Origin of the sequence: Sphingomonas sp. DBB INV C78 (genome assembly GCF_042693015.1) — a bacterium.
GTDB lineage: Bacteria > Pseudomonadota > Alphaproteobacteria > Sphingomonadales > Sphingomonadaceae > Sphingomonas_E.
Genome location: NZ_CP170544.1, coordinates 4027391 through 4044309, shown reverse-complemented (window position 1 = coordinate 4044309; position 16919 = coordinate 4027391). Strand labels below are relative to the sequence as shown.

Here is a 16919-nt window from a genome sequence, read left to right as displayed (position 1 = left end):
GTGGAATTAGCTGAGGATCCGCATCGCATTCTTCAACATCTGCTTCTGCGAAGCGGGTGACAGCAGGTTGGGCGAGACGATTTCGGAGATGGCGATTCCCGCCACAGTCGCGATAATGCCGCGATAGAATTGGGTGAGGTTGATGCCTGTGCGCACGGCGCCCGCCGCTTGGGCCTGGCGTAGATCGCCCACCGCCTCGCGCACGGCGATGCCGACATGGCGGGCGATATATTCCTGCATCCGCGGGTTGAGCGCGGCGCGCACATAGAAGGCCATGCGGACGACCCATTCCTCGCGCATCGCGGGCGTCAGCGGCAGGATGGCGACGAGCCGCGCCTCGACCTTGGCCAACCCTTCCAGCCCCTCGACGACGGCCCGTTCGCGCGCAGCATATTGCTCCGTCACCCACAGGAGCGCGCCGAACAGCAGCTCCTCCTTGTCGGTGAAATAATGCTGCACCATGCCCTTGGAGCAGCCATGGGCGGCCGCGACATTGCGGAGCGACAGCGTCTCGATGCCGTTGCGGGCAATCCAGATGGCCGCCTGCGCCGCTATGCCGGCCCGCTGTTCGTCGACGTCGACTATCTTCGGCACGGTCTTACTCGATCCCCCTGGCTTGCCTGTCGCCTATCAGTCCCCAAGGACGGGTCAAGCCGGTGCCAGGGCGTGGCGCAGCGCTTCGTGGAAGCGGCGCCAGTCGTCCGGATACCAGGTGTCCTGAAGCTCGCCGATCCCAGAGCAGCCATCGGCCGTCCAATCGGCCAGGCAGGACCAATTGAACATGCCCGGATAGGGTTGATAGGCGAACCAGGTGGAGGAGGTGCCGACGGCGTGCATCGTCCGGCCAAGCTCATCCGTCGCGTCGATCGTGCAGGCGACGGGCCGCCCGTCCGCATCGCGGCCGAGCGCGGCGCTGCCTTCCGCCAGCGCCGACCAGGTGCCGTCGCGCAGCAGGTAGCCGTTGACGATCGGCGCGGCATCGCCCGTCGCCCGCGCGGCATCCGATACCGCGAGGAACGCATCGCCGGCCGTGAAGGTCGCGTGGAAATAGCCGACATGCATGCCGACATTGTTGGGCTGGCGCACACCCCAGGACCGGTCGCGCATCGAGAAGCAGTCGACGGCGATGCGTTCGCCGCGCAGCACGATATGCCCTTCCACCTTGCCGCACTGGTCGATCCGCCCCGCGAAGAGCTGCGACGCACCGACCGCGCGCGTCACGACATTGGCCGGCTGGGTGGCGGTGAAGTGGATGTCGATCGACAGCAGTTCATGGTCGTAGCGCACGCGATAGCGCGTGTCGGGCTCGATCGTGTCGATGCGGATGCCCTGCGGCAGTTCGAGCGTGGCACCATCGACATGCGCCGCGGGGTCGCGGAATGGCAGGTGCCAGGCATAATCATTGTGGACGATGTTCCAGGGTTCATAGGCGCCGCCGTCCCAGGCGACCACGCCGCCCCCGGCTAGGCCCATATTCGCCCGGAACCATGGGTAGATATAGACCATGAGCTGGCGTTCGGGGACGAAGAAGGAGAACCAGAAAGCTTCGAACCACCAGAGATCCGGCCCGGGCGCGTGGAACACGTCATGTTCGGATTGCAGCTCTACGCTCATCCTGCTTCCTTCCTTCAGATTTCGAGCCGGCGATCGAACATCGGCCCCAGCGCGTCGCGCATCAGCCGGTGCTTCTGCTCGGAGATGCCGAACAGCCGCGCCAGCATGTCGCGCCGGGCATTGTCGTCGGCCGCGGCGATCCACGCAGCGAAGTCCGCGGGCAGGTCGGTCGCGAAACCGGTCGGCGGGACGAGCGCTCGGTCGCGAAGGTAACGGAGCAGATCGGCAGCGCCGCGCATCCGGTGGGCGGTGAAGGCGTCGTCGGTGCCCTCCGCGCCGCTGCCCAGAACGCCGATGGCAAAGTCGTAGAGCATGGCGAGTTCGTCGTCCTGCGCGATTTCCTCTGGCTCGCCCTTGTGGCTCAGCCCCTCGGCCTCCATCAGCAGCGACACGAGCGCGTGCAGGTTGACCTGCCGGAACTTGACGAGGATCGGCACGTCGAGCGTCGTGCCGCCACGCGCCATGGCGATGGCGATCCCGATCGAGAAGCGGGCGAGGACGAGGATCAGGCAGTAGCGCAGCTCGCTCCGGTCCACGGCCATGCCGCTGGCCGCTGCATAATCGGCGATCAAGCTTTCCGGCGTGCCGAACGGGACGCCCAGGGTCCGCGCGATGATGCAGGCAACATCCTCCAGCGGGTGGCCGGGATGGGCGATCTCCCAATCGATCAATGCGGTGATGCCCGACTGGTCGAACATGAAATTTCCCGGCCCGATATCGCCATGGATGATGACAGGCCGGCGATCACCGCCCGGCGCGTGGCGCTCGAGCCAGTCGAGCGCGAACAGGATGAGCGGATCGGGATCGGGCACCTGCTGCTCCAACATCCCCCGCCAGGTCGCCAGATCGTCGCGCAGCACGTCGCCGATGGTCCCGGCAACATGGCCGCCAAAGGCCGCGCCGACATCCACGTCCAGGCCGTGCAGCGTCGCGAGCTGATCGATCAGCTCGCGTTCGATCTGCCGGCGTGCGGCGGGATCGGTGAGGCTGCCATAGTCGGAACTGCCGGCCACGCATTCCATCAGGATCGCATCGAGCTCGGCGCTTGCGGCGTGAATGTGGGCGACGCGCACCGCGGTGCCGGCCAGGCCTTCGAGCAGGCGGGCCTCGCGCTGGAGCGTGAAGATGGTGTCGGACATCGGCCCGCCGCCATGGTCGGATCGCAGGAACGCCGTGCCGCCGATCGCGGAGGGCTTGGCGAAAGTCAGGATATAACTCTGCCGCGAAGCGCCGCCCGGAATCGGCCGGACATGGGTGATGGCAGCGCCCGCCACGCCTTCCGCCCAGGCCACGACTTTGCCGTCCAGCTGACCTTGCACCGCGCCCACGCAACCTCCGATGTCATCCTCGTCTGGCTCTCAGCTTAAAATCCATTCGGAATGTAAAAACAAGCATCAAAGCGAAATTGGCTTTGTAGCCCTATGCAGATACGCGAATATATCGGCGCATTTCAGCCAATGTTGACGATCGCGCGAACGAGGCATATCGTTCTAAAAAGTCCAATTGGAATGTAATGGAGAGGATCAACCGTCTCCAGCATTGGGAAGGGGAGGTTGTTTTGATGGATCGCGTGATTCGCCGTGGCCTGGCGGCCAGTGCATTGCCGATGGTGCTGGCGGCGCTTTCGGGTGGCCCCGCCTTCGCCCAGTCCGCCGCGCCGGAAAATGAGACGGCGAGCCAGAGCGGGCTGGCGGACATCGTCGTCACCGCGCAGCGCCGCGAAGAGAAACTGATCGACACGCCGATCTCGGTCACTGCCTTCACCTCGGCGGACCTCGAGGCGCATGAGGCGGTCAATTTCGTCGACGTCGCCCAATATACGCCCAACTTCACCGCGCTGACGACGACGGGCAGCAACCATAATGTCGGCGCGGGCATCCGCGGCATATCCAGCCAGGAACCCGCGCTGGCGCAGGACCCGCGCGTCGGCTTCTATCTCGACGGCGTCTATCTCGCGAAGAATTCGGGCGCGGTCTTCTCGATCGCCGACCTTGAACGGATCGAGGTACTGCGCGGGCCGCAGGGCACGCTCTACGGCAAGAACACCACCGGCGGCGCGATCAACCTCGTCACTGCCAAGCCCTCGGGCGAGTTCGGCTTCGAGCAGAAATTCACCTTCGGCAATTATGATCGCTTCACGTCGCGCACGATCATCGACCTGCCGGAAACCGGCGGGTTCAGCCTGAAGCTCTCCTACCTCAAGAGCGATCGGGACGGTTTCTTCAAGAATGACAATCCCGGCACCCAGGTGCGCGAGATGGACGACGAGAATACCGATGCCGTCCGCGTGGCGTTGCGTTTCCAGCCGATCGACTGGTTCACCGCCGATTATGCGATGGACTGGACGCGGTCGAAGTCCGTCGCCAAGCCGCCGCAGATTTCGACGGTGATCCCCGGCTATGCCGATGTGCCGGTCGTCACCAGTTTCACGCCCTTCACGCTCGCGCCCGACAATCCCTTCCGCCAGCTGATCGCCGCGGGCGTGGTTTCACCGGACAAGCGCCTCAAGCATTTCAGCCTCGATGGCGTCCAGCCGGAGCTGGTCCATGTCTATGGCCATGCGCTCAACCTGAAGGCCGATCTCGGCAATGCCGAGCTGCGCTCGATCAGCGCATGGCGCGCCTACCGTTCGAAGGCCGAACCGGGCCTCAACGACGCCTTCGATTTCGACGGTGGCGCCTGGGTCGAGCCGATCTTCCACAACGGCACGGTCGCGTCGAACGGCATCCACAAGAAGCAGGACCAGTTCAGTCAGGAATTCCAGGTGCTCGGCACCGCCTTCGACGAGCGGCTGCAATATACCGCCGGCCTCTATTATTTCCGCGAGACCGGCCAGGAGCTCAGCAATCAGTGGAACGCGCTGATCTTCCTGCCGGCCAATACCATCCCCGGCCTCAATTTCGACGCGCTCTACCGCCAGGAACTCATCCTCGGTGGGCCGCCCGGTGGGCTTGGCGAGAATTATTCGATCCGCAACACATCGAAGGCGGCCTATGGCCAGCTGACCTACACGCCGCCCTGGCTCGACGGCCGGCTGAGTTTCACCGGCGGCCTGCGCTACACGAAGGACAAGCGCAAGGCATCGGTGCTCGATGCCGATCCGATCTGGACCACCAGCAAGAGCTTCGACAATCTTTCGCCGAGCTTCACCATGGCCTTTGCGCCGAACTCCGACCTGAACCTCTATGCGAAGATTTCCACCGGCTATAATGCCGGCAGCATCCCGGTGCGGGCATCGACGCAAGCCGCGTTCAATACGCCGGTCGGTGACGAGAAGCTGACGGCATATGAAATCGGCATCAAATCCGAATGGCTCGATCGCCGGCTGCGTCTGAACGCCGCGGCCTTCTATTATGATTATGACGATCTGCAGGTGAGCGATTTCCAGGAGGGATCGACGATCCTGACCAATGCCGGCAAGGCCCGCATCACCGGCTTCGAGGTCGAGTTCGCGGCGGTGCCCGTCGATGGTTTCACGGTCACCGCCAATTATGGCTACACCGATTTCAAATATCGCGAATTCATCGTCGGTGGCGTCGACGTGGCGGACATCGCCAAGCCGCCTTATGCGCCCAAGCATACGGCGAGCGGTGCGCTGGAATATGTGTTCCCCGCTTTCTCGATCGGGGAGCTTTCGGCGCGGCTCGACGCGTCCTACCGATCGAAGCTGACCTTCGATCCGTTCCAGTTCGTCAACACCGCCGCCGACGCCCGCACGCTGCTCGATGCGCGGGTGGCGCTGTCGAACATCGAGCTCGGCCGCACCCGGCTGGAGATCGCCGGCTGGGTGAAGAATCTGACAGACGAGGAATATCGCGATTTCGGCGTCGACTTCGGTTCGATCGGCATTGCGGTGAACACCTGGGGCGATCCGCGAACCTTCGGACTGGATCTCACCCTTGCCTTCTGATGCGCCGCTCGGCCGCGACGATCTGATTTTCTACAGCGCCACCCTTTTCGGGAGCCCGCTGGAAGAAAAATTGATCGCCGCGGAAAGCGGGGGCTTTGCCGGCATCGGCCTGTGGGCGAGCGACGTCACGGCCGCCCGCACCGCGGGGCTGTCAGATGGCGACGTTCGGCAGATGCTGGCTGATCGCAACCTGCACTGCGCCGGCATGGACTGCCTGTTCGGCTGGGCAGGCGGCGAGAGCCTGCCCCCCGACCCCGCATTCAACATCGGCGTCGAAGCGATCATCGATGCGGCGTCGGCATTAGGGGCGCCGGCCATCAATCTCGCCCATGCCTTCGGCGACCGGATCGACGCCGTGGCTGCACCCGAACGCCTAGCCCAAATCTGCGATCGCGCCGGCGCGGCGGGACTGGAGGTATTGATCGAACCGATCCCCTGGGGCGGCATCCCGACGATTCATGCCGCCCGCGCGCTGATCGTGGCGAGCGGAGCGACCAACGCGCGGCTGACGATCGACGCCTGGCATTTCTTCCGCGCCGGCTGGCAACCCGACGACATCGCCGCGCTACCACCCACCCTGTTCGGCGCGATCCAGTTCTGCGACGCCGCCAGCACGGCCGGTGTGGATCATTGGGCGGACACCAGCGACCGCAATCTGCCGATGCACGGCGAACTGGCGGTCGCGGAGCTCGCAACCATGCTGCGGCGGATCGGCTATGCCGGCCCCTTCGGCATCGAATGCCCGTCGCTTGCGTGGAATGATCTCGATGCCGCGACGGTCGGCCAGCGCTGCGGGGATGCCATGCGCCGGCTGTGCGATCATGCTACCGCGCGCTGAGTGACAGAAAGACGGGCGCATGGACCATCGCCGCCTCGGACATTCCGGCCTGCGCGTGCCCGCGCTCAGCTTCGGCACCGGCACCTTCGGTGGCGGCGATGATTTCTTCCGCGCCTGGGGTTCGACCGATGCGGCGGGCGCGGAGCGGCTGGTGGATATCTGCATCGATCATGGCGTCACCCTGTTCGACAGCGCCGACGTCTATTCGGGCGGGCTGGCAGAGATGATCCTGGGCGAGGCGATCAAGGGGAAGCGCGATCGCGTCCTGATTTCGACCAAGGCCAATCTGCCCCACGGCGATGGCCCCAATGATTATGGCTCGTCGCGCCAACATCTGATCGCCGCGGTCGATGCGGCGCTTACGCGCCTCAAGATCGACCATATCGACCTCTTCCAGTTGCACGGCCAGGACAGCAATGTGCCGGTGGAAGAGACACTCGCGACGCTCGATCAGCTCATGCGGGCGGGCAAGCTCCGTTATGTCGGCGTCTCCAACGCATCGGGCTGGCATTTGATGAAGTCGCTGGCGGCGAGCGACCGCCATGGCTGGGCGCGCTTCATCGCCCATCAGGTCCATTATTCGCTGCTCTGTCGCGATTATGAGTGGGAGCTGATGCCGCTCGGCCTGGATCAGGGCGTCGGCGCGATCGTGTGGAGCCCGCTGAGCTGGGGCCGCCTGTCGGGCAGGATCAGGTGCGACAATGCCGGTGCAGCGGGCACGCGGGCGCACGCGATGGCCGGCTCCGGCCCACCTTATGAGGAGGAGCGGCTGTACCGTATCGTCGACCAGCTCGACGCCATTGCCGGCGAAACCGGCCGTACCGTGCCCCAGATCGCGCTCAACTGGCTGCTCGCCAAGGCCAGCGTCTCAAGCGTCATAATCGGCGCCCGGAACGAGACCCAGCTTGTCGAGAATATCGGCGCGGTCGGATGGCGTCTGTCCGACGAGCATAGGACGGCGCTCGACGCGGCGAGCGCGACCGCGCCACCCTATCCCGTGTGGCATCAGCAGACTTTTCCGATGCTGCATGAAGAAAGAGGGCAGTTGGCGTAGCTCGGGAATCATTGCCTACCAGCGGAGCGGAGATCGCGCCAATATCGAAATCCCAGCCATCCCAATTACGCGATTCGCGGCGTGGAGGCAGGAAGCCACAGCGAAAATGCCGGCAAGAAATCCCGGCACGCCTGCGGACGTGCCGATCGGAATATTCGATGAATATGGGTCGCTCGGTTTCACAAGCTATTGAAAAGCTTGGTGACCCCTACGGGAATCGAACCCGTGTTTCAGCCGTGAAAGGGCCGCGTCCTAACCGCTAGACGAAGGGGCCGTCAGCGAGACCGCGCCCCTAAAGCAGGTCCGTTCGATGGTCAACCCGGCCGTGACGAAAATCAGCGAACGTCGGCCCAGGCGGCGTCTTCCAGATGCAGTTCGGCGGCCGGGCGGCTGCCCCAGTCGTCCAGCTTGGGGCGCCCGGCCACCCATAGCCGGCGGTCGGGGCCGGCGCTGAGCAGGGCCTGGCCGAGCGGGCTGTCCGCCTGGCGGAAGGCGATGGTCTTGATCGAACGGCCGTCGTCCCCCGCGACGATCGCGCGGACATGGCCCTGACCGACGACATCGGCCTTGATGATGCGCACCGGCCCCGCCGCCACCCGCGGCGCCGGCCAGCCCGCGCCATAAGGGCCGCCCGCGTCGAGCGCGCCGATCAGCGCCGGATTGACGCCGCCCGGGCTCAGCACCGCATCGAGCAGCAGGGCGCGATCGTCGCGCGCCTTCGTAATGTCCTCGCCCAACCGGGCGTCGAGAAACGCCGCCAGGGCGTCGACCTTGTCGGCGGCGATGGTGAGTCCTGCCGCCATGGCATGGCCGCCGCCGGCCACCAGCAGGCCCATATCCTTGGCCGCCAGCACCGCCGCGCCGAGATCGACGCCGCCGATCGAGCGGCCCGATCCCTTGCCGGTGCCGTCCTCGTCGATCGCGATGACGATGGCCGGTCGCCCCAGCCGTTCCTTCAGGCGGCCGGCGACGATGCCGATCACGCCGGGGTGCCAGCCGTGCCCGGCCACCACTGCGACCGCGCGATTGCCCTGGCCGGTGGCGGCGGCTTCGGCGGCCTCCGTCACCAGCATCTCGATCGCGCGGCGTTCCTCGTTCAGCCGGTCGAGTTCGGCGGCGATGGCGCGCGCTTCTTCGGCATCTTCGGTGGTGAGCAGGCGCACGCCGAGATCTGACTTGCCGACGCGCCCGCCGGCGTTGATGCGCGGGCCGAGCGCAAAACCCAGATCGGTGCAGGTCGGCGCGCGATCGAGGCGCGCCGCCTGGGTAAGCGCGGCGAGGCCGACATTGCGACGGTTCGCCATCACCTTCAGCCCCTGGGCGACGAAGGCGCGGTTGAGGCCCTTCAATGCAGCAACATCCGCCACGGTGCCGAGCGCCACGAGATCGAGCAGCTCGATCAGCCGCGGTTCCGCCCGATCGGCGAACCAGCCGCGCGCACGCAATGTCCTGAGCAGCGCCGCGCCCAGCAGGAAGGCGACGCCAACCGCCGCCAGATGGCCGTGCGCGGCGCCGTCGCCTTCGTCCAGGCGATTCGGATTGACCAGCGCCAGCGCCGGCGGCAGCGCGGCGGCGCATTTGTGATGATCGACGACGATCACGTCGACGCCGGCACCCTTGGCCATTTCCAGCGCCTCGAACGCCTGCGCGCCGCAATCGACGGTGACGATCAGTCGCGCCCCTCCGGCGGCGATCCGCACCAGCGCCTCGCCCGACGGGCCATAGCCTTCCATCAGTCGATCGGGGATATAGGCTTGCGGATCTAGGCTGAGATCGCGGAGCAGCCGGATCAGCAGCGCGGCCGATGTCGCGCCATCGACGTCATAATCGCCGAAGATGGTGACGGCTTCGCCCGCCGCCACGGCATCGGCCAGCCGCTCAGCCGCGCGATCCATGTCGCGGAAGATCGATGGATCGGGCATGAAACCGCGGATGGTGGGCTCGCGATGCGCCTCCACCTCGTCCCGCGCGACGCCGCGCGCCATCAGCAGCCCGGCCACCAGGTCGTCCGGCTGGAAACCGGGATCGCGGGCGTCGCTACCCGCCCCGCGCCAGCGCCAGGGCTGGCCGAGGATCGAGTGGGAGATGTTGAGGACGGCGGTCATGCCCCGGCTCTAGCCGATCGGGACACGCGCGTGAATCGTCTTCGCGAGCGAGCGGCCTCAGCCGCCCTTGTGATGTTCGCCCTTCACCCAGCGGACGGTGCCGGAGCTGGCGCGCATCACCACGCTTTCGGTGGTCATCACGCCATTCTTCCGGCGCTTCACGCCTTCGAGCAGCGATCCGTCGGTGACGCCGGTGGCGGCGAAGATGGCGTCGCCCTTCACCAGATCTTCCAGATCATAGATCCGGTCGAGATCGGTGACGCCCCACTTGCGGGCGCGGCCGCGTTCGTCGTCGTTGCGGAACAGCAGGCGGCCCTGGAACTGGCCGCCGACGCAGCGCAGCGCCGCCGCGGCAAGCACGCCTTCCGGCGCGCCGCCCGAACCCATATAGATGTCGATCGTGGTGTCGGGATCGGTGACGGCGATCACGCCGGCGACGTCGCCGTCCGGGATCAGGATGATGCCGCAGCCGATCTGGCGCAGTTCGGCGATCAGCTTTTCATGGCGCGGACGATCGAGCACGCAGGCCATGATCTCGCTCGGCTGCACGCCCTTGGCCTCGGCGAGAGCATTGATATTTTCGGTCGGGGTGCGATCGAGGTTGACCAGCCCCTTGGGATAGCCCGGCCCGATCGCCAGCTTGTCCATATAGACATCGGGCGCGTTGAGCAGGCCGCCTTCCTCGGCGATGGCGAGCACGGCAAGCGCATTGGGGCCGGCCTTGGCGGTGATGGTGGTGCCTTCGAGCGGATCGAGCGCGATGTCGATCTTGGGGCCGGTGCCGATCGCGGCGCCGACCTTCTCGCCGATATAGAGCATCGGCGCTTCGTCGCGCTCGCCCTCACCGATGACGACGGTGCCGTCGAACTCCAGGCCGTTGAAGGCAAGGCGCATCGCTTCGACCGCGGCGGCATCGGCTGCCTTCTCGTCGCCGCGGCCGATCAGCTTGGATGCGGCGATCGCCGCCGCTTCGGTGACACGCACCATTTCGAGAACGAGCACGCGATCGAGCGCCTTGCTTGCCTTCACCATCAATCCACGCCTTTCAAATTATTTGCGGCCGGATAGGCAATGCTGGTGACAAAGTCGAGAATCCATCGTCGGATCGCGCGCGATCGGCGCTGAATCCCCCGCTTTACCTTTGATTCATCGGTTGAAATTACCATGTCCAGCTTGAGGACGAGGTAGCGGGAGATCGACATGAGCCTCGCGGCCAAGCTGCGCCAGACATTTGACGACGAGGAACGCCGTTCGACGCGCACGCGTCTGCGCCTCGACGCGGGCGTGCGCCATGGGTCCGACAGCTTCTCCGACATTATAGTGCATGATTTGTCGGCAGACGGCTTTCGTGCCGAATCCATGATGGAATTGTCGCCCGGCACCACGGTCGAGGTGGAGCTTCCCGGCATCGGCGTCTGCGAAGCCGACGTGATGTGGGCCGGCCATCCCTATGCCGGTTGCGCCTTCGCCCACCCGTTGTTGCGCGAACAGGTGCGCGCGGCGCTGGCGCATAGCCCGGTCGTCTGGGGTGAGTTCGGCGATGAGCCGGCGTCGGCGCAGTCGCGCGGCCTCTATTTCGACGATTATGCGATCACCGCCGAAATCGAGGCGGCCGAGGCGCAGGCGGCTGCGCTTGCCATGCCGCCTTTGCCGCTCGGCAATCGCCTCCGTGCGATCTTCGGCATCAACACCCTGCTCTGGGCTGTCGTTGCCGGCCTCGCCTGGGCCGTGTTCGCCTGAATTCGCCGCCGGGCGCCTTCCGCCCGGTCAGATGTCCAGAATGTGCATCAGCATCGGCTCGCCCAGTAGGCTTGCCGATCCCTTGAGGCGATCGAGCGCGTCGGCGACCGCGGCTTCCGGGCAGTCATGCGTCACCATCACCAGCAGCACGCCGCCATCGGCGGCCGCGCCGCGCTGGATCAGGCTCTCGATCGACACGCCGGCATCGCGCATCGCGGCGGTGATCTCCGCCAGCACGCCCGGCCGGTCGGCGACGGTGAAGCGCAGATAGGCGCGGCCGCGGCGTTCGCCCGCGACCGCCGGCTTCAGCTTGGCAAGGCTCGCCACGGGCATGGCGAAGGCCGGGCCATATTCGCCACGGGCGATGTCGATCAGGTCGGCGACGACCGCCGATGCCGTCGGGCCTTCGCCGGCGCCGCGGCCCTCGAAGAACAAGCGGCCGACGAAATTGCCCTCGGCGACGACCGCGTTCAGCGATCCCACGACATGGGCGAGCGGGTGGCTCATCGGCACCAGGCAGGCGTGGACGCGCTGGAACAGGCCGCCCTCATTGGCTTCGGCCAGGCCGACCAGGCGGACGCGGAAGCCGAGGCCCGCCGCCTCCGCAATGTCCGCGGCGATGACATGGCGGATGCCGGAAATCGCCACCGCATCGAAATCGAGCGTGGTGCCGAAGGCGAGGCTCGCCAGGATCGACAATTTGTGCGCGGCGTCGACGCCGTCGATGTCGAAGCTCGGATCGGCCTCGGCATAGCCCAGCGTCTGCGCCTCGGCGAGCACGTCGGCGAAGTCGAGCTTCTCCTGCTCCATCTTGGTCAGGATATAATTGCAGGTGCCGTTCAGGATGCCATAGACATGGCCGATCTCATTGGCGGCAGCACCTTCGCGCAGCCCTTTGATGACCGGGATGCCGCCGGCGACCGCGGCTTCATATTTCAGCGCCGCATCCGCCGTTTCGGCCGCTTTCGCCAGTTCGACGCCATGATGCGCGATCATCGCCTTGTTGGCGGTGACGAAGGCCTTGCCCGCCGCCAGCGTGGCGCGCGCCAGGGTCAGCGCCGGGCCGTCGGCGCCGCCGATCAGTTCGACGACGACGTCGACATCGTCCCGCGTCGCGAGCGTGGTGGCATCGTCCACCCAAGCGAAGCCGGAAAGGTCGACGCCGCGATCGCACGTCCGGTCCCGCGCCGAAATCGCAGTGATCGCGATTGGGCGGCCGGCCCGCCGCTCGATAAGGGCGCGATTGACTTCGAGCAGCTTCACCACCCCGCCACCAACGGTGCCAAGCCCTGCGAGCGCGATACGCAACGGCTGCGTCATGAACCTATTCTCCAGGCAATATCCACGCAGCCTCCTAGTCGCGCGAGGGGGCGCTTGCCAAGCAGCGCTGCCTATCCGTGGCCAAGCAATTGCTTTGGTCCCCGAAAGCGGGCCGGGTCTTGCAAATGCGTCCCGTGCAATCGCGGCGCGGCACTACGCACTTGCCGAATTGCTGCGTTGCAACATAACTCGGTGTCAGGAGAGGGCCTGATCGAAACCCATCAGGAGTTCGTTCGATGCGCTTTCTCAAGATCGCGGCTATCTTTGCCGCCCTCGCCCCCGCAGTTTTTGGCGTCGCCCCGGCGTCCGCTCGGACCGAATGGACCGAAAGCCGGTTCGAACGGGATGGCGAACAATATGTCGTCAAGACCGCGCAGGCGGGCGATACGACGCGGCTGAAGGGCTATGTCGTCGGCACGCCCGTGACATTCGATCTCCGTGTTCGCGGGGACCGCGTGTCCGGTACGGTCAACAACCGCAACGTCGAATTCCGACGCCAGGACGCGCCCCGGCTTGCGAGCCGCTGACGATTTCGGCCCGCAGTCGTTTTGAAGGCGGGCCGTTTCGTTTGCAAAACGTCGCATTTCTGCGGCTTTCTCCCGGTTGAACAGGAACGTGTTGGCCGTGGCAGTGTTCACTCCTCGCCCCTCAGGGCTTGTGAAAGGAGTAGGACATGCCGAACCAGAATAAGGGCGGCCAAGGCGGCAACCAGGAGCGCGAGAAACAGCAGCAGACCGAGCGCCAGCAACAGGCGCAGCGCGATCAGCAGCAGAGTGATCGCGGCCGCCAGCCGGGCGGAACGGATCGCGACAAACAGGATCGCGATCGTCAGCGCTGACCTTCCCTGATCAACCTGAAAGGGCCGTCCCCGCGGGGGCGGCCCTTTCTGTAATTAGATCCAAAAGGGATAAGAAAGTCCCGCACAGATCGTGCAATCGCGTAAAGATATGGCTAGCTTGGAGCGTAAGGCTGACAAAACATAAGAGTTCTGGTCCTAACATGCGTAATTTTCTCGATTCCGCCGAACGGGAGCGCAGGGACGCCCTACGCCTCGCCCGCGGGCTGATGGTGGATGCCCTCGATCGGCTCGACACCCACTCCCATTCACCGGCGGCCGCCACGCTCTCCCTGGCGCTTCACCATCTGGATCGCGAACTTGAGATGAAACGCCGCGCCGCTTGAGCCGATCCTGCTTGCCCGCGACACCCCGGATCGTCCAAAGGCAAAGGCGTGACGATCAAGATCGAGATGGGAAATGACGCTACCGGCCGCCCGGTGGCGATGGACGTGGAGGAGCTGCTGGCCACCCGTTTGCTCGTTCAGGGCAATTCGGGTTCGGGCAAGTCGCACCTCTTGCGCCGCATGCTCGAAGAAAGCGCCGGTGTCGTCCAGCAGATCGTGATCGACCCGGAAGGCGATTTCGTCACGCTCGCCGGGCCTTATGGCCATCTACCGATCGAAGCCGGTGATTATAGCGAGGGGGAAATTGCTCGCGTTGCGGCGCGCATACGCGAACATCGCGTCTCGGTGGTGCTCAGCCTGGAAGGGTTGGAGCTCGAGGCACAGATGCGCTGCGCCGCCACCTTCCTCTCCGCCTTGTTCGATGCCCCACGCGACCATTGGTATCCCGCCCTCGTCGTGGTCGACGAAGCGCAGCTCTTCGCCCCCGCCGTCGCTGGAGAAGTTTCGGACGAGGCGCGCCGCGCCTCGCTCGGCGCGATGACCAACCTGATGTGCCGCGGCCGCAAGCGCGGGCTCGCCGGGGTCATCGCCACCCAGCGGCTTGCGAAGCTCGCCAAGAATGTCGCGGCCGAGGCCTCCAATTTTTTGATGGGACGCACCTTCCTCGACATCGACATGGCGCGTGCGGCCGATCTCCTGGGCATGGAGCGGCGGCAGGCCGAGCAGATCCGGGATCTGGCCCGCGGTCAGTTCCTGGCGCTCGGCCCTGCGGTGTCGCGCCGGCCGGTCGCGGTCAATATCGGCGCGGTGCAGACGTCGGCGCGCAGCGGCAGCCCCAAGCTGGTGCCGCTGCCCACTGCGCCTGCGGCAGACGTCGGATCGCTGATCTTCGCACGCGACGATGCGCCGCCGCCTCCACCCCCGCCACCGCGCGCACCGGTGCCGTCGGAGGAACTCATCCGTACCATTGCCAGGCCCCAGCTCGCGCCGGCTGCCGATGCTCCGTCCGTTCCGGCCATGGCTGAGGATGAGCGGGCCGCAATCGTGGCGGCAGTGCTTGCTGACGTTGCAGCCGATCCCGAAGCCTCTTTCCGGCCGATCGCCGTGCTGTTCCAGGATTTCCAGCTTCGCTGCCGGATGCGGCGCCTGAGCGATTCCGAGATCGATCTCACCGCCTTCCGCCGCCGCATGGCCATGGCTCGCGCCGGCTTGTTCAGCGATGCAGAGGAAGGCTGGGAGGAAGCCCTGTCACTGGCGGCGGAGCTGCCCGAAGATATGCTGGGCGCCTTCCTGCTGATTGCGCGCGCGGCGCGCGAAGGGTGTGAGGCGCCGGACGAAAATGCGCTGGCCGAAGTCTATGGCACGCGCTCGCTCGGTCGTGTCCGTCGGCTGATTTCCTATATGGAAACGCGCGACCTGATCGTCGTGCGCACCGATCTCGGCGGCAAGCGCTCGATCGCGATCCCGCGGCTCGGCTGGTCGACGGCCGCCACCGCCCCCGAAGCGGAGGTGGCGGGCAAGCCGATGGCTCGCCCTGCTGAAAACGCCACCCTCTTCTAGGGTTTCGCCGACGGCGCGGGCTTGACGATCCGGTAAAGCACGCCCCGTTCGCGCCCGTGCCAGATCGGCACCAGATCGGGCTCGTGCGGCCAGCGATCTCGCTCCATGTCGATCAGCCAGAAATAGTCGTAGGCCGCGCGCGGGAAGTGAGCGAGCGTGTCTTCCCAGATCGGCTCGTTGCGGCCGCGGCAGTTGCGCGGACGCAGGAGCTGGGTCGGATCCTTGGCGAAGCGGCCGGCCGCTTGATAATTCACCGACAGCAATTGCGCGCCGGCCATCGCCCACTGTCCGTTGGCGAAGGCATCGCGACGGACGATTACCTGGCTGCCCAGATGGTCCATGCGCGATGTCATCCAGTGCGACTGGCATTTCAGGCTGACCATCACCATCACCGCCGATCCCGGCCGGATATGGTCGATAGCGGTCAATTGATCGTCATAGGCGCGGGAAAATTGCGCGAAACTCCAAGTCGTAGTGCTGATCCGGACGACGCAGAACAGACAGGCCGCGATGGCCAACCCGGCGGCAACGGCGCGGCCGGTCGTTTCGCGCGGGCGCAAGGCGATGATCCCGATGGCGAGCGCATAAGGCACCAGCCGCATATCGGCATAAGCCGATCCCAACAGGATGCGGGGCAGCAGGATGAAGGTCGCCGCCAGGATCAAAGTGGCGATGCCCAGCATCTTGTCGAAGCGGATCTTGTAGCGGATCAGGCCGACAAGCAGCAGGCCGCAAAGCAATATGACGCTGCCGATGTCGAACCATTCCCACCTCTCGCGCAAGGCGTTGGTGAGCCAGGTGAACTTAGACCACCAATTGAACCAGTCCCCCGTCGTGCCGGCGACATTGCCGCTGCGCCAGGCCAGCATCAGCGCGGCGGGGGGCCAAAGCGGCCAGGTCGAAAGCCCTGCACGCCAGAGGGCATGGAAACGGGTGCCGCCATGGCCGCGATCGCGCACAAGCTCGGCAGAGAAAGCCAGCAGCCCCAGCACCCCCCAGCCGAAGCTGTGGACTAGCCAAATCGCACTGCCCAGCGGCACGAAGAGCGCCCCACGCAAGGCCCAGCGCTCGGCACGCGCCAGCCTGAGCCAGAGGCCGAACGCCAGGAAAGCGAGCGCCATCGACAGCGCATAGTTCAGGAAGCCGAACTGAAAAGGATAGCCGAAGGCCAAAGGCAGCGCGAACGCGGCGGTTGGGGGAATGCGGTCGTGCACCTCGCGTGCGATCCATAGCAGGCCGGCTGCTGTCAGCGGCGGTACGGCGAGCGCGATCAGCTTCACCGACAATTGCAGCCCAAAGATCTTGGACATCGGGACGACCAGCAGGTCGACACCGAGATTGCCCAGCAGTGCCCATTCGAAACCGAAATAGCGTGACAGATAGGGCGAGGTGTCGATGTTCAGCTGCACATGATAACGCGCGAGATGGCCGAGAACATCGGTCAATGGCGGCAGCGGCGGATAGATCAGCGGCACGGCGCACAGCAGCACCAGGGCTGCTGCGTAGCGCCAATCGGCCCACCAGCTTCTGGCATAGGTCGGGGAGGGGGAAGTCATGCGCGGGCCTTATTGTGCCCCGCGCCCTCGCCCGCAAGCG

Annotated in this window: 15 protein-coding genes and 1 tRNA gene; 8 read left to right on the top strand and 8 right to left on the bottom strand. The window is 65.7% G+C overall.

The features are described from left to right. Window positions 1-6: 6 nt before the first annotated feature. Genes ACFB49_RS19170 through ACFB49_RS19160 form a run of 3 tightly spaced genes read right to left on the bottom strand, consistent with a single transcriptional unit; the run spans window position 7 to window position 2942 of the window. The gene (locus tag ACFB49_RS19170; RefSeq protein ID WP_380872923.1) at window positions 7-594 is read right to left on the bottom strand and encodes a TetR/AcrR family transcriptional regulator; all 588 of its coding nucleotides are present in this window, start codon (window positions 592-594) and stop codon (window positions 7-9) included. A 54-nt stretch (window positions 595-648) separates the two neighbouring features. Further along, window positions 649-1614 (bottom strand): hypothetical protein, encoded by a 966-nt coding sequence (locus ACFB49_RS19165; RefSeq protein ID WP_380872921.1) that lies wholly within the window; start codon window positions 1612-1614, stop codon window positions 649-651. A 14-nt stretch (window positions 1615-1628) separates the two neighbouring features. Then, complete coding sequence (locus ACFB49_RS19160) at window positions 1629-2942, bottom strand: phosphotransferase family protein (protein ID WP_380872920.1); 1314 nt, start codon at window positions 2940-2942, stop codon at window positions 1629-1631. A 233-nt stretch (window positions 2943-3175) separates the two neighbouring features. On the opposite strand from ACFB49_RS19160, the gene ACFB49_RS19155 reads away from it, so the two are divergent. The 3 genes from ACFB49_RS19155 to ACFB49_RS19145 are packed head-to-tail and all read left to right on the top strand — an operon-like array spanning window position 3176 to window position 7416. Continuing rightward, window positions 3176-5524 carry a TonB-dependent receptor gene (locus ACFB49_RS19155; protein ID WP_380872919.1) on the top strand — a complete coding sequence of 783 codons (2349 nt, stop codon included), beginning with the start codon at window positions 3176-3178 and terminating at the stop codon, window positions 5522-5524. After that, window positions 5514-6362, top strand: a complete 849-nt coding sequence (locus tag ACFB49_RS19150) for a sugar phosphate isomerase/epimerase family protein (RefSeq protein WP_380872918.1) — start codon at window positions 5514-5516, stop codon at window positions 6360-6362. Before ACFB49_RS19155 ends, ACFB49_RS19150 begins: the two co-directional genes overlap by 11 nt. Before the next feature lie 19 nt (window positions 6363-6381). Next, the gene (locus tag ACFB49_RS19145; protein WP_380872917.1) at window positions 6382-7416 is read left to right on the top strand and encodes an aldo/keto reductase; all 1035 of its coding nucleotides are present in this window, start codon (window positions 6382-6384) and stop codon (window positions 7414-7416) included. 199 nt (window positions 7417-7615) lie between these two features. Here the strand turns inward: ACFB49_RS19145 and ACFB49_RS19140 are convergent. The 3 genes from ACFB49_RS19140 to glpX all read right to left on the bottom strand — a co-directional run bounded on the left by ACFB49_RS19140 (window position 7616) and on the right by glpX (window position 10553). After that, window positions 7616-7690: transfer RNA gene (locus ACFB49_RS19140), tRNA-Glu, on the bottom strand. Between the two features lie 61 nt (window positions 7691-7751). Next, a complete protein-coding gene (recJ, locus tag ACFB49_RS19135; protein ID WP_380872916.1) occupies window positions 7752-9521 on the bottom strand; it encodes a single-stranded-DNA-specific exonuclease RecJ in 1770 nt (589 codons plus the stop codon). A 57-nt stretch (window positions 9522-9578) separates the two neighbouring features. Beyond that, window positions 9579-10553: a class II fructose-bisphosphatase gene (gene glpX, locus ACFB49_RS19130; protein ID WP_380872915.1), complete on the bottom strand. Its 975-nt coding sequence runs from the start codon at window positions 10551-10553 to the stop codon at window positions 9579-9581. A gap of 168 nt (window positions 10554-10721) precedes the next feature. Between glpX and ACFB49_RS19125 the strand changes: the two genes are divergently transcribed. Further along, complete coding sequence (locus tag ACFB49_RS19125) at window positions 10722-11261, top strand: PilZ domain-containing protein (RefSeq protein ID WP_380872914.1); 540 nt, start codon at window positions 10722-10724, stop codon at window positions 11259-11261. Between the two features lie 27 nt (window positions 11262-11288). Here ACFB49_RS19125 and ACFB49_RS19120 read toward each other — a convergent pair whose 3' ends face one another. Continuing rightward, the gene (locus ACFB49_RS19120) at window positions 11289-12581 is read right to left on the bottom strand and encodes a homoserine dehydrogenase (RefSeq protein WP_380872913.1); all 1293 of its coding nucleotides are present in this window, start codon (window positions 12579-12581) and stop codon (window positions 11289-11291) included. A 236-nt stretch (window positions 12582-12817) separates the two neighbouring features. On the opposite strand from ACFB49_RS19120, the gene ACFB49_RS19115 reads away from it, so the two are divergent. The 4 genes from ACFB49_RS19115 to ACFB49_RS19100 all read left to right on the top strand — a co-directional run bounded on the left by ACFB49_RS19115 (window position 12818) and on the right by ACFB49_RS19100 (window position 15323). Continuing rightward, complete coding sequence (locus tag ACFB49_RS19115) at window positions 12818-13108, top strand: hypothetical protein (RefSeq protein ID WP_380872912.1); 291 nt, start codon at window positions 12818-12820, stop codon at window positions 13106-13108. 146 nt (window positions 13109-13254) lie between these two features. After that, window positions 13255-13419, top strand: coding sequence for a hypothetical protein (locus tag ACFB49_RS19110; RefSeq protein WP_380872911.1), 165 nt, complete (start codon window positions 13255-13257; stop codon window positions 13417-13419). Window positions 13420-13580: 161 nt separating this feature from the next. Beyond that, window positions 13581-13763, top strand: coding sequence for a hypothetical protein (locus tag ACFB49_RS19105; RefSeq protein WP_380872910.1), 183 nt, complete (start codon window positions 13581-13583; stop codon window positions 13761-13763). Between the two features lie 48 nt (window positions 13764-13811). Further along, window positions 13812-15323, top strand: coding sequence for an ATP-binding protein (locus tag ACFB49_RS19100; protein ID WP_380872909.1), 1512 nt, complete (start codon window positions 13812-13814; stop codon window positions 15321-15323). Here ACFB49_RS19100 and ACFB49_RS19095 read toward each other — a convergent pair. After that, entirely contained in the window at window positions 15320-16879 is a 1560-nt protein-coding gene (locus tag ACFB49_RS19095; protein ID WP_380872908.1) for a hypothetical protein, read from the bottom strand. The genes ACFB49_RS19100 and ACFB49_RS19095 overlap by 4 nt on opposite strands. Between the last annotated feature and the right edge of the window lie 40 nt (window positions 16880-16919).